Below are 12847 nucleotides of genomic sequence, written 5' to 3'. Positions count from 1 at the left end.
GTGTCATGAGCGATTCACCAGACAGGGAGAAGCGCCCAGGGCGACGTGAAGACGGTGCGCGATCAGACGGCGGCAGGGCGGGCTCAGCGAGACCCCGCAGTGCCAAACCGCCTCAGGCATCCGGTGAACGGCGCCTGTGGACGAGTGACGGTAAGCCCGCACGCAGTGCGGCCCCCGGTTCGCGCGATAAACAGCACGCGCAGCGTGGTGGCCGACGCGAAGAAGAACTCACCCCCGAAGAGCTCAGAGCCAGGGAGCTGCGAGCTGTTCGCCCGCATCACGACGACCCGGAGATTCCCGAAGACGTCTCTGTCAAGGAACTCGATCGCATCGCCTTCAACGAGCTGAAGACGCTGTCGAAGGAGAACGCCGATGGAGTGGCGAAGCACCTGGTCATGGTCGCACGGCTCATCGAGTCGGATCCGGAGCTCGCACACAAACACGCCACGTCGGCTTCGCGCCGCGCAGGGCGCATTGCCATGGTTCGGGAAACCCTCGCCATCACGGCCTATGCGACGGGTGACTACGCCCTCGCGATCCGTGAGCTGCGCACCTATCGCCGGATCTCGGGGTCGAACGAGCAGCTCGCGCTCATGGTCGACAGCGAACGCGGACTTGGCCGCCCTGACCGTGCACTGGAACTGGGCCGGTCTGTGGAGCGTCACACTCTGACGCCGGCAACCCAGGTTGCTGTAGCGATTGCCATGTCGGGTGCGCGACTCGACCTGAACCAGCCTGAGGCAGCACTCGCTGAGCTCGAGATACCCCAGCTCGATCGAAATCTCGCCTATTCCTACAGCCCCGAGCTGTTCTGGGCCTACGCAGAGGTTCTCGACGACCTCGGTCGCGAGAGCGATGCGGCGCAGTGGCGTGCTTACGCCGAGCGTGCCGAAGAAGCGCTCGACTCGGCTGAGGGTGACGACGACACGATAGAGGTCTTCGAAGAGGAGGTGGATGGTGGCACTGTTCACGAAGAAGGGGAATGACGCAGGGCTGCGTGCAGCCCCGATCGATGGTGTGGATGTTCTGCTCGCCGACCTCGACGGAGTGGTCTACAAGGGCAAAGGTGCAATCGACCACGCCGTCGGTGCTCTGAGCCGCGCTGCGGGTTCCGGAGTCCGCGTGGGCTACATCACGAACAACGCATCGCGAACAGACGCGCAGGTCGCTGAACACCTCTCCAGTTTCGGTCTTTCGGTTGGTGCCGCTGATGTCGTGACGAGTCCACAGGCGGCCGTCCGACTGCTTTCGGGGCTGGTGCCCGCCGGATCGACGATCCTGGTTGTCGGAGGTATCGGGTTGACCAGTGAGGTCGAGAGAGCGGGGTTCACTGTCACACGGCAGGCGGATGACCTGCCCGCGGCCGTCATTCAGGGCTTTTCGCCTGATGTGGGCTGGAAGGACCTCGCTCAGGCCAGTTTTGCACTCCACCGAGGAATTCCGTGGGTGGCCACGAACACCGACTGGACCATTCCTGTCGAGGGCGGCATCGCACCGGGCAACGGCACACTCGTCTCTGCGGTTCATACCGCTGTGGGCATCCTGCCCGTCGTCGGCGGAAAGCCCGAGAAGGCGATCTTCGACGCAGCCGTGGCTCGCTTTGGAGCGGAGAACCCCCTCTTCATCGGCGACCGCCTCGACACCGACATCATCGGTGCGAACCGTGCGGGAATGCGATCCGTGCAGGTGCTCACCGGCATCGATGGCCCGAAGCAGCTGCTCGCCGCCGACAAGGATTCCCGGCCCACCTTCATCCTCGACGACCTGCGCGGGTTGTTCGAGCCCTACCCCGACGTGCAGGTTGCAGACGACCTCCTCTCGGCCACCGCGGGCACGGCCGTCATACGCCTTCGGGGGAACAGTCTCGAGATTGCGAAGGCTGGTGACTCGGGGATCAACCGGCTGAGGGCCGCATGCAGCCTGCTCTGGGCATCCGGTCGCCCGATTTATGGCCTCAGCGTAGCGCCTGAACTCTATAGCTGAAACGCGCGGGTAGCCTTGGAGCGTGACGTCAGATGCGAATGAACCCACCGGTCAGGGCACGCTGCTGCCGCGGCTCGGGCTGATCGAAGACCAGCCGTTGGAGGCGCGCGCGGCGGCGTATGTTCAGCTGCATGATGAACTGCGCATCCGGCTCGAAGGTGGAGACGTCGCGGCAACCCGTGGTTGACGACACCTTCAGCGAAGAACCCCGTGACGAACACGATGAGGCACTCGTCTCGTCGCGGCTGGATTCTGCGCTGACCACGAGCGGCCTGGCGCGCTCACGCAACCAGGCGGCCCAGCTGATCGCCGACGGCCTGGTCAGCGTGGACGGCGTCGTCATTGTGAAGCCGTCGGCGCGCGTGAATGCCGGCCAGGAATTACGCGTCGAAGGGGACGACCAGTATGTCAGCAGGGGTGCGGGCAAGCTGGTCGCCGCGCTCGATGCTTTCGCTGCGGTCGTCGTGGCCGGTCGTATTGCACTCGATGCCGGTGCCTCGACCGGAGGGTTCAGCCAGGTGTTGCTCGAACGGGGCGTATCGAAGGTGATCTCCGCCGATGTGGGGCACGGCCAGTTGTCGCCGGTCGTCTCCGCTGACCCTCGGGTGAGCGTCGTCGAGGGGTACAACATCCGGTATGCGACCCCGGAATCGCTCGCTGCGGTCTCTGGGGTGACGGATGCTCCCGCCCTCGTCGTCGCAGATCTCTCCTTCATCTCTCTGACGACAGTGCTGCCGGCGCTAGTCTCGGTCGCCGCAGACGGCGCGGACTTCGTCCTGCTGATCAAGCCGCAGTTCGAGGTCGGTCGCACGGGCATCCGGGAAGGTGTCGTGCGGAACGCAGGGCTGCGGGCTGACGCCATTTCGGCGGTGTTGTGGGCGGCTTTCGACCTCGGTCTCGGTACGGCGGGCATCATCTCCTCCCCAGTTCTCGGGAACGCTGGGAATCACGAGTATCTCGTCTGGCTCAGCGCAACTGCCGGCAGCAATCCGACAGAATGGTTGAACGTCGTCTTTGACCTTTCAGGAGCACACACCCCGTGACACGATCCCGCTACATTCTCGTCGTGCTGCACACCGGCCGGCGGGATTCGGTCGAAGCGGCCATCCGGGTGTGCGACCAGCTTGTCGCTTCGGGTGTCGTTCCTGTGCTGGCTCCCAGCGACCTAGCCGACATCTCCGCGCGGCTCACCGACCCCAGCGTGATCGGGGTGCTGGGTGACGGTGTCGAACTCGGAGACCTCGAACTCGTGATCGTTCTCGGCGGCGACGGCACCATCCTGCGTGCAGCCGAGGTGGTTCGCGGGTGCTCGGTGCCGCTGCTGGGCGTGAACCTCGGCCACGTGGGCTTCCTCGCCGAGAGCGAGCGCGAAGACCTGACCGAGTCGGTCGAGCGGGTGCTCTCTGGCGACTACATCGTCGAAGAGCGTATGACTCTCGACATTGTGGTGACCAGCGGTGACGAGGTGATCTACGAAGACTGGGCTCTCAATGAGGCCACGGTCGAGAAGGCCAGCCGGGAACGCATGATCGAGGTGGTCATCGAGGTCGATGGACGCCCTCTCTCGTCGTTCGGTTGTGATGGAGTGGTGATGGCGACACCCACTGGCTCGACGGCCTACTCGTTCTCGGCAGGAGGGCCGATCGTGTGGCCGAGCCTTGACGCGCTGCTGTTCGTTCCCCTCAGCCCACACGCCCTGTTCTCCCGAGCGCTCGTGATCGGGCCGGAATCCGTTCTCGCCGTGGAGCTCCTCGAACGTGCGCCGGGGGCGGGCGTGCTCTGGTGTGATGGTCGTCGGGGGTTCGACCTCCCGAGTGGGTCACGAGTCGAGTCACGGCGCTCGGCGGTGCCGGTGCGCCTGGCCCGGCTCACCCACGGGCCGTTCTCCGACAGGCTCGTACAGAAGTTCGCCCTGCCCGTCGAAGGTTGGCGTGGCCCCGTGAGGCGCGGGGAGTGAGGCGCGTGCGCCAGACCGACGTGAGTGCAGAACTCGATTTCAGCTCCACGACCCCCGAACCCGAGGTGTACCCGGTTCGCGGAGTGATCGACGAGATCACCATCCGTGATCTCGGTGTGATCGCCGAAGCGGTGCTTCCGCTGGGTCCCGGATTCACTGCGGTGACCGGTGAGACCGGTGCAGGCAAGACCATGGTGGTGCAGGCTCTCGGGCTCCTGATGGGCGAGCGAGCCGTGGCAGGCCAGGTTCGGGTGGGACGTGCCCAGAGCTGGGTGGAAGGTCGCTGGCGGATTCCCACGGTCGGCCCGGTCGCCGACCGGGTGAACGACGCTGGCGGGCAGATCGACGAACTCGGTGCAGGCGAAACCGGTGTTGACGAGCTGGGTGCTGACGGGCCGCGAGCAGGCGAGCCCGGTCCCGGTCGACTGGGGGAGCTCATCCTGTCGCGGTCGGTATCGGGTGAGGGTCGCAGCCGTGCCATCGTGGGTGGTCGAAGTGCGCCGGTTGGCGTGCTGAGTGAGCTCGGTGAACGGTTGGTGGTGGTGCATGGCCAGTCCGACCAGCTGAGGCTCCGATCATCCACCCAACAGCGCCTGGCGCTCGATCGCTTCGCCGGGGCAGAGTTCCGCGCACTTCTTGAGAAGTACGAAGCGGAGTTCCGGGGGTGGCAGGAACTCCGGCGGGAACGAGACGAACTCGTCTCGCAGCGGGAGGATCGCCTGCGCGAAGCCGACGCACTGCGCACAGCTGTCACCGAGATCGAGCTCGTCGGCCCCGAGAGCGGCGAAGACGTTGCCCTCGCCGAACGGGCGAGCAGGCTCACAAATCTCGAAGACCTGAGGGTCGCTGCTGCCGGGGCGCGGGAGGCAGTCTCAAGCGACGAACTCGATGGACGGCCCGATACGGTTTCCCTGCTCGATTCAGCCCTGCGCCAGCTCGAGCGCGTGAGTGCGCACGACGGTGCCCTCGAGCCCATCGTGGAGTCCCTGGCGAGTGCATCGTTCTTGGTTGCCGAGATCTCGACGCAGCTCTCGAGTTACCTTGCAGAACTGGACACCGACGGTGGGGCCGAGCTCGACGATGTGCAGGAGCGACGAGCCGAACTCTCGGTGCTGGCGCGAAAGTACGGCCCCTCGCTCGACGATGTCATCGGATTCTTCGCTTCAGCGGGTCCGCGACTGCTGGAACTCGACAACGACTCCGACCGGATCGATGAACTCTCTGCCGCTGTCTCGGAGGCCGAATCTCTCGTTCTCGACCTTGCGGCCAGGCTGACGGCCGGGCGGGTTCGCGCCGCAGAGCAGCTCAGCGCGCTTGTCTCCGGTGAGCTCGCCGCGCTCGCGATGGGCGGGTCCCAGCTGATGGTCGAGGTCACCGAAGGGGTCGAGCCGACTCCGTCAGGCCGCGACACCGTGACCTTCCTCCTCGCTTCCCATGAGGGCGCTGAGCCCCGGCCGCTCGGCAAAGGTGCCTCCGGCGGGGAGCTCTCGCGCATCATGCTCGCCATCGAGGTTGTTCTCGCCGCGACTGATCCTGTGCCAACGTTCGTCTTCGACGAGGTCGACGCCGGGGTGGGCGGCGCATCGGCAATCGAGATCGGCCGGCGCCTCGCCCGGTTGGCTCTCGGTTCGCAGGTGATCGTGGTCACGCACCTGGCCCAGGTCGCAGCCTTCGCCACGAACCATCTCTCTGTGGTGAAAGACAGCGAGGGTGCCGTCACCGAGAGCAGTGTTCAGCAACTCCGGGGCGAAGAACGTGTGGCCGAGATGGCCAGACTGCTCTCCGGACTGCCCGATTCCGAGAGTGGGCTGGCCCACGCCAGAGAGCTGATCGAGCTCGCGGCCGAGTCGCGGCGGCAGTGGCAGTCGTAGGTACTGTTAGAGTGGAACTCCGTGGATGATCATCAAAACGCGAGCCCGAGAAGTACCCCCTCCGACCTCGATTCGGGGCCTCATTCTGGATCAGAATCGCAGCCGAAGCTGACGAAGCACATCTTCGTCACGGGGGGTGTCGTCTCCTCCCTGGGCAAGGGCCTCACCGCGGCAAGCCTCGGTAACCTGCTCACGGCCCGCGGTCTTCACGTCGTGATGCAGAAACTCGACCCGTACCTGAACGTCGACCCGGGAACGATGAACCCGTTCCAGCACGGTGAGGTCTTCGTCACCGACGACGGGGCCGAGACAGATCTCGACATCGGTCACTACGAGCGTTTTCTCGACATCAACCTCAACCAGGCGGCAAATGTCACCACCGGGCAGATCTACTCGACGGTCATCGCCAAAGAGCGGCGCGGCGAGTACCTCGGCGACACCGTGCAGGTCATTCCCCACATCACTGACGAGATCAAGCGCAGAATGCGCCTGCAGGCCCAGGGAGCAGATGCCCCTGACGTCATCATCACCGAAATCGGTGGCACGGTCGGCGACATCGAATCGCAGCCGTTCCTCGAATCGGCCAGGCAGGTGCGCCACGAGCTCGGCCGACGCAATGTTTTCTTCGTGCACGTCTCGCTGGTTCCGTTCATGAATGCCTCGGGTGAACAGAAGACCAAGCCCACGCAGCACTCCGTTGCCGCGCTCCGATCGATCGGTATCCAGCCGGATGCGCTGGTGCTCAGGAGCGACCGCCCGGTTTCAGAATCCAACAAGCGCAAGATCGCCCTGATGTGCGACGTCGATGAAGACGCTGTCGTCAACGCGATCGACGTGCCGAGCATCTACGACATTCCGACGATGCTCCACGAGCAGGGACTCGACGCCTACATCATCGACCACTTCGGCCTCACGACCGACGACGTCGACTGGTCGGGATGGTCGACTCTGCTTGAAGCAGTGCACGAACCCAAGCACGAGGTGACGATCGGCCTGGTCGGAAAGTACATCGACCTTCCTGATGCGTATCTGTCTGTCACCGAAGCGCTGCGTGCCGGCGGGTTCGCCCATAAGACGAAGGTCACGCTCAAGTGGATTCCGTCAGACGACTGCGAGACGCCCGAGATGGCAGCCAAGCAGCTCTCTGACGTCGACGGCATCTGCGTGCCGGGCGGGTTCGGCGTGCGAGGGATTGAGGGCAAACTCGGTGCGCTGCGATTCGCCCGCGAGAACGGGATCCCGAGCCTCGGCCTGTGCCTGGGCCTCCAGTGCATGGTGATCGAGTACGCCCGCAACGTCGTCGGCCTCGACAACGCGTCGTCGAGTGAGTTCAACCCCGAGACGCCGTTCCCGGTGATCGCGACGATGGCCGAACAGGTCGACATCATCGCCGGGGGCGACCTCGGTGGCACGATGCGCCTGGGCCTCTATGAAGCCAGGCTCGCCCCCGGCTCACTGGTCGAAGACCTGTACGGAGCGCCTTCGGTCGACGAGCGCCACCGGCACCGTTACGAGGTCAACAACAACTACCGTGACCAGATCGCCGAAGCCGGACTGTGGTTCTCCGGCACCTCGCCCGATGGCCACCTCGTCGAGTTCGTCGAGCTGCCCCGCGAGGTGCACCCGTACTACGTCGGCACCCAGGCGCACCCGGAGCTGCGTTCACGCCCCAACCGCGCCCACCCCCTGTTCGACGGTCTCATCGTCGCCGCACTCGATCGCCAGGAAGCCAGCCGGCTCTTCGCGGCAGAGGCGTGACCCGGTGACGAGCGACAACATCGCGCCAGACGAGCAGGTTCTCCCTGTTCCCCGTGTTCTGGCAGACGAGCCCGTCGACCTGGCGATCAGCCGGAGCGACCGCGTCTTCACGGGCAAGATCTGGGACGTGCGGAGCGAGACCTTCGACTACAACGGCGAGAACGTGCTGAGGGAGTTCGTCGATCATCCGGGTGCCGTCGCCGTGCTCGCGCTCGACGACGACGACCGCGTGCTGCTCATCAAGCAGTACCGCCACCCGGTGCGCAGTCGCGAATGGGAGATCCCAGCAGGGCTCCTCGATGTGACGGGCGAAGACTTCCTGGTCGGCGCGCAGCGTGAACTGGCTGAAGAAGCCGACCTCGAAGCTTCGGAGTGGAGCGTGCTGCTCGACTATGCGACAACACCGGGCGGCAACAACGAGCTCATTCGCATCTACCTCGCCCGCGGGCTGCGTGCGACAGAAACGACGTTCGAGCGGACCGATGAAGAAGCCGACATGGAGCTTCGCTGGGTCGGCCTCGACGAGGTCGTGGATGCTGTACTCGCCGGCCGCATCCAGAACCCGTCACTCGTGATCGCCTCGCTGGCCGCCCACGCCTCGCGCCAGTCGGCCTGGACCTCGCTTCAGCCAGGAGATGCCCCCTGGCCGGAGTGGACCCGGCTGCACCCGGCCGCCAGCTGACACACGCGCCTCGACGAGCCCGACCGCCGATACCCGAAACCGTCGCCCAGAGCCTGCCGCCGACAATGCCGACCGAAAGAACGCCGCTCGAGGTTCTGATCGACGGATATCTCCGGCACCTGGCGATCGAGCGCGGCCTGTCGGCCAATACACTCGCGGCCTACCGCCGCGACCTCGCGCGATACTCCAGGTGGCTCGAGGCTCAGGGCGTGACGGGTATCGAGAGCGTCGGGGAGGCCCAGATCGGTGCCTTCACCCGTCAGCTGGTCTCGGCGGTGCCTGTTGTGAAAGTGCCCGTGGAAGGCGATTCCCTGGCAGCTGGTCCTGTGGGCGTTGCAGGGGGGGTAACGGAAGCGGCTGCGCCGGTGCGCCTCGCGCCGTCGTCGGTCGCCCGCATCACCTCGTCGGTACGCGGCCTGCACAAATTCCTCGCCGAAGAAGGCGTCGTCTCGAACAATGTGGCACGGGAAGTGAAGCCCCCGAAGCTCGGCACGAAGCTGCCCAAGGCCATCTCGATCGAGCAGATGACCTCGCTCCTCGAGGCGACGGGGGGCGACGACCCCGCTTCACTCCGTGACCGCGCACTGCTCGAGTTGCTCTATGCGACGGGAGCGCGGATCTCGGAGATCGTCGCACTCAATGTCGATGACGTTCCCGACGATTCGGATTTCGTGCGGGTCGTGGGCAAGGGCAGCAAGCAGCGTCTCGTTCCGGTCGGGAGTTTCGCCCGGGCAGCACTGCAGACATATTCGGTGCGTGTGCGACCGCTGTACTCGGCCCGTGGCCGGTCGACGCCGGCGCTCTTTCTGGGGCTGCGGGGCGACAGATTGAGTCGCCAGGGGGCCTGGCTGATCATCCAGTCGGCCGCCAGGCGTGCGGGGCTCGAACAGCACATCTCGCCGCACACATTCCGGCATTCCTTCGCCACACACCTGATCGCCGGTGGCGCCGACGTGCGGGTTGTTCAGGAACTGCTGGGGCATTCCTCGGTGACGACAACGCAGATCTACACCCATGTCACGGCCGATACGCTCCGTGACATGTACCAGAGCGCGCATCCTCGAGCCCGAGGGTGAACGTGCCGGTGTCTCACACGCTGGCGCACCTCCACTGCTCGGGTGCCCGCGGGCCATAGAATCGCAGTACCGCCCTGGGAGAGGTCGGGGCGAGTAAGGAGCAGTGCCTGTGACGGCGAAGAAGAACAGCCTTGCCGCCGAGTTGCCGGGCCTTGAGTCGCCCGTTCTCGGCCCGACCGGTCGGCCGTTGAGGCAGTTTCCGAAGCCCGCTCCGCTCACGAGCCACGGCCCTGCGCGCATCATCTCGCTCTGCAACCAGAAGGGCGGCGTCGGCAAGACCACGACGACCGTGAACCTGGGCGCAACACTCGCCGAAGACGGCCGCAGGGTTCTTGCCATCGACTTCGACCCACAGGGTGCCCTGTCGGCGGGCCTCGGGGTCGACACGCATGACGGACTCACCATCTACGACCTGCTGCTCGGCACGGCCAAAGACCCGCACGACGCCATCAAGACGACCAGCGTGCCGAACTTCGACATCATTCCGGCCAACATCGACCTCTCAGCCGCCGAAGTGCACCTCATCAACGAGGTCGCCCGCGAGACGATCCTCGCCAGGGTGCTCCGCAAGGTCTCCGATGAGTACGACGTCATCCTGATCGACTGCCAGCCCTCGCTCGGGCTCCTGACGGTGAACGCGCTGACGGCGAGCCATGGCGTGCTGATTCCGCTGGAGTGCGAGTTCTTCGCCCTCCGCGGCGTGGCGCTGCTCGTCGAGACGATCGAGAAGGTCCGCGACCGGCTGAACCCCGCCATCAAACTCGACGGAATCCTCGCCACCATGTACGACTCGCGCACCCTGCACTCGCGCGAGGTGATGCAGCGTGTTGTCGACGCTTTCGGAACCGACGTGCTCGAGACGGTCATCGGTCGCACGATCAAGTTCCCTGACGCGAGCGTGTCTGGTACTCCGATCACGCAATTCGCGCCCGATCATCCTGCCGCGAACGCGTATCGACAGCTTGCGCGCGAATTGGTCTTCCGTGGCGCGGTCGCCTAGGGCGCTGCCCCTCACGACCGGGCGCGGGCGGGCCTCGGCACCAGGTCGCGGTCAGAGTCCGACAATGATTCGCGACGGCGAATCTCCTGACGCACAGAGTTTCGGTGAGGCCTCGGGCTCCGCGCCCAGCGGCTTCTCGCTGCGCCTCTCGAACTTCGAGGGCCCGTTCGACCTCCTGCTGTCGCTGATCTCGAAGCACGAGGTCGACATCACCGACATCGCGCTGAGTGTGGTGACCGATGAGTTCATCAGCTACCTCAAGGACCTCGACTCCGAGGAGGAGCTGGAACGAGCATCCGAATTCCTGGTGGTGGCCGCAACCCTGCTCGATTTGAAGATCGTGGGGCTGTTGCCGCAGGGTGAGCTGGTCGACGCCGAAGATGTGGCGCTGCTCGAGGCCCGTGACCTGCTGTTTGCCAGGCTTCTGCAGTACCGCGCCTTCAAACAGGTCTCGGCCTGGTTCAGCTCCCACTTTGACGAGGAGACGGGCCGGCACGCGAGGGCGGTGCGGCTCGAAGAGAAGTACCGGCAGAGCGCCCCCGACCTGGTGTGGACGCTCAGTGCCGACGATTTCGCTGCACTGGCGATGCTCGCGCTGACGCCACGCGAGGTTCCTGTCGTGGGGCTCGAACACCTGCACGCGCCGCTCGTCAGCATTCGAGAGCAGGCAGCGCACGTCGTCGTGATGCTGCGGGGCGGCGAGCCGGTGACCTTCCAGCGCCTGATCGCGGGAATCGTCGAGAAGGGCGTCGTCGTCGCACGGTTTCTCGCGGTTCTGGAGCTGTATCGGCGCTCGGCCGTGTCGTTCGAGCAGCTCGAACCACTCGGCGAACTGACGCTCCGCTGGACGGCAGAGACCTGGTCAGAAGAGAGCCTGTCGAACCTCGGAGCAGACTATGACAACTGAAACCACACCGATGCCGCCAGTGTCGGCCCCCGAGTTGGCGCCCGTGCCAGCTTCAACGACAACGACAACGACAGCTTCAACGACAGCGACAGCGACCCCGTCAGCGACAGGGTCAGCACCGGGGTCTGCGACCGAAGCTGCGGTGGATGCCCGGCCCTTCGACCTCGAACGTGCCCTCGAGGCGATCCTCATGGTCGCCGACGAACCCCAGGGTCTCGTGACACTCGCCACAACGCTCGGGCGCCCGGTCGCGGCCGTGCGCCAGAGCATCGAACGACTCGTCGACGACTACGACGGGGTGAGCAGTGCCGCCGCTGGCGGAGCTGGCAGCGGCGTGCGTCGCGGATTCGAATTGCGCGAGGTCGCTGGCGGATGGCGACTGTACGTGCGTGCCGAGTACGACCGGGTCGTGCGTGAGTTCGTGGTCACCGAGAACCCGTCGAGGCTCTCCCAGGCAGCACTCGAGACGCTCTCGGTCATAGCCTACAAACAACCCGTCGCGAGGAGTGCCGTCGCGGCGATTCGTGCGGTCAACGTGGATTCGGTCATCCGGACCCTGCTCGGCCGCGGCCTCATCACCGAGGTTTCGACCGACAACGAAACCGGTGCCATTTACTATGGAACGACAGACTTACTACTGACGCAGCTCGGCATCAACAGCCTCGACGAGCTGCCCAAGATTTCACCACTCCTGGCCGATGGTGCGGAGGGTTTCGATGACCAATTTCACTGACAGTCCTGATTTCGCGGGGCGCTCCGGCGAGGGCCGGGCAGGGGAGCAGCCAGACGGCGTGCGGTTGCAGAAGGTACTCGCTTCGGCGGGGGTCGCCTCCCGGCGCGTGTCTGAAGACCTGATCACCGCGGGGCGCGTGCGCGTCAACGGCGAGATCGTTCGCGAACTCGGGCGCCGGATCAACCCCGAGACCGACAAAGTCGCCGTCGACAACCAGGCCGTGCAGCTCGACACGACCAAGCGGTACGTCATGCTCAACAAGCCGGTCGGCATTGTCAGTTCGCTCACCGACCAGTACGGGCGACCCGACCTTTCGCGGTACACCTCGCAGTTCGAGGAACGACTCTTCAACGTCGGGCGCCTCGACGCCGAGACGTCGGGCCTGCTCATCCTGACGAACGACGGTGAGCTCGCCCACGTGCTGGCACACCCGTCGTTCGGCGTGATGAAGACATACATCGCCCAGGTCGAGGGGCGGGTCACGGCCCAGACGATCGCGAAACTCATCAAGGGCGTCGAACTCGACGACGGGCCGATCGTCGCCGACAAGGCGCGCCTGCTCGACAGCTCTGCCGGCAACAGCCTGGTCGAGGTGACGCTGCATTCCGGGCGTAACCGAATTGTGCGACGGATGCTCGAAGAAGTCGGTCACCCCGTGCTCGAGCTCGTTCGGCGGCAGTTCGGGCCACTGCACCTCGGTTCGCTCAAGGCCGGGGAGCTTCGCGATCTGAGCCGTGACGAACTCGGCGCACTGCTGACGCTGTCCCGGGTGGCTACCGCGCCGGGAGCCGATCATGCCGACGTCACGTCGTCGTCAGCCGCTGGCCCGGGCCGCTCCTCCTCCACGGGCGAGAAGAAGCCTGCACGTTCGAAGTAGCGC

General features: G+C 65.4%; 13 protein-coding genes. All 13 read left to right on the top strand.

Annotated elements, in window-relative coordinates; translation table 11 throughout:
- Positions 1-5 precede the first annotated feature (5 nt).
- The 13 genes from JOE66_RS11020 to JOE66_RS10960 all read left to right on the top strand — a co-directional run bounded on the left by JOE66_RS11020 (position 6) and on the right by JOE66_RS10960 (position 12844).
- Entirely contained in the window at positions 6-986 is a 981-nt protein-coding gene (locus tag JOE66_RS11020; protein WP_239518288.1) for a tetratricopeptide repeat protein, read from the top strand.
- On the top strand, positions 955-1983 hold the full coding sequence (locus JOE66_RS11015) for an HAD-IIA family hydrolase (RefSeq protein WP_205109418.1): 1029 nt from the start codon (positions 955-957) through the stop codon (positions 1981-1983). Before JOE66_RS11020 ends, JOE66_RS11015 begins: the two co-directional genes overlap by 32 nt.
- Positions 1984-2005: 22 nt before the next feature.
- The gene (locus JOE66_RS11010; RefSeq protein WP_205109416.1) at positions 2006-2170 is read left to right on the top strand and encodes a hypothetical protein; all 165 of its coding nucleotides are present in this window, start codon (positions 2006-2008) and stop codon (positions 2168-2170) included.
- 58 nt (positions 2171-2228) lie between these two features.
- A complete protein-coding gene (locus tag JOE66_RS11005; protein WP_239518724.1) occupies positions 2229-3026 on the top strand; it encodes a TlyA family RNA methyltransferase in 798 nt (265 codons plus the stop codon).
- Complete coding sequence (locus JOE66_RS11000; protein ID WP_205109414.1) at positions 3023-3940, top strand: NAD kinase; 918 nt, start codon at positions 3023-3025, stop codon at positions 3938-3940. The genes JOE66_RS11005 and JOE66_RS11000 overlap by 4 nt, the downstream gene beginning before the upstream one ends.
- A gap of 83 nt (positions 3941-4023) precedes the next feature.
- On the top strand, positions 4024-5811 hold the full coding sequence (locus tag JOE66_RS10995; protein ID WP_205111892.1) for a DNA repair protein RecN: 1788 nt from the start codon (positions 4024-4026) through the stop codon (positions 5809-5811).
- A 108-nt stretch (positions 5812-5919) separates the two neighbouring features.
- Entirely contained in the window at positions 5920-7569 is a 1650-nt protein-coding gene (gene pyrG, locus JOE66_RS10990) for a CTP synthase (RefSeq protein ID WP_205111891.1), read from the top strand.
- Between the two features lie 4 nt (positions 7570-7573).
- A complete protein-coding gene (locus tag JOE66_RS10985) occupies positions 7574-8251 on the top strand; it encodes an NUDIX domain-containing protein (protein ID WP_372435490.1) in 678 nt (225 codons plus the stop codon).
- Positions 8252-8316: 65 nt separating this feature from the next.
- The gene (locus tag JOE66_RS10980; protein ID WP_205109412.1) at positions 8317-9327 is read left to right on the top strand and encodes a site-specific tyrosine recombinase XerD; all 1011 of its coding nucleotides are present in this window, start codon (positions 8317-8319) and stop codon (positions 9325-9327) included.
- Between the two features lie 109 nt (positions 9328-9436).
- Positions 9437-10327, top strand: a complete 891-nt coding sequence (locus JOE66_RS10975; protein WP_205109410.1) for a ParA family protein — start codon at positions 9437-9439, stop codon at positions 10325-10327.
- A gap of 64 nt (positions 10328-10391) precedes the next feature.
- Entirely contained in the window at positions 10392-11234 is an 843-nt protein-coding gene (locus JOE66_RS10970) for a segregation and condensation protein A (protein ID WP_205109408.1), read from the top strand.
- Complete coding sequence (scpB, locus tag JOE66_RS10965; protein WP_239518287.1) at positions 11224-11967, top strand: SMC-Scp complex subunit ScpB; 744 nt, start codon at positions 11224-11226, stop codon at positions 11965-11967. The genes JOE66_RS10970 and scpB overlap by 11 nt, the downstream gene beginning before the upstream one ends.
- Positions 11951-12844, top strand: coding sequence for a pseudouridine synthase (locus tag JOE66_RS10960; RefSeq protein ID WP_205109406.1), 894 nt, complete (start codon positions 11951-11953; stop codon positions 12842-12844). Before scpB ends, JOE66_RS10960 begins: the two co-directional genes overlap by 17 nt.
- The last annotated feature ends 3 nt before the right edge of the window (positions 12845-12847 follow it).

The organism is Subtercola frigoramans, assembly GCF_016907385.1.
Classification (GTDB): domain Bacteria; phylum Actinomycetota; class Actinomycetes; order Actinomycetales; family Microbacteriaceae; genus Subtercola; species Subtercola frigoramans.
This window is presented reverse-complemented; position numbering and strand designations above follow the sequence as displayed.

Bases quoted from the DNA above. Each gene is read 5' to 3' on its own strand.
- JOE66_RS11020 (WP_239518288.1), top strand. From the start codon at position 6: ATGAGCGATTCACCAGACAGGGAGAAGCGCCCAGGGCGACGTGAAGAC.
- JOE66_RS11015 (WP_205109418.1), top strand. From the start codon at position 955: ATGGTGGCACTGTTCACGAAGAAGGGGAATGACGCAGGGCTGCGTGCA.
- JOE66_RS10980 (WP_205109412.1), top strand. From the start codon at position 8,317: ATGCCGACCGAAAGAACGCCGCTCGAGGTTCTGATCGACGGATATCTC.
- JOE66_RS10970 (WP_205109408.1), top strand. From the start codon at position 10,392: ATGATTCGCGACGGCGAATCTCCTGACGCACAGAGTTTCGGTGAGGCC.
- scpB (WP_239518287.1), top strand. From the start codon at position 11,224: ATGACAACTGAAACCACACCGATGCCGCCAGTGTCGGCCCCCGAGTTG.
- JOE66_RS10960 (WP_205109406.1), top strand. From the start codon at position 11,951: ATGACCAATTTCACTGACAGTCCTGATTTCGCGGGGCGCTCCGGCGAG.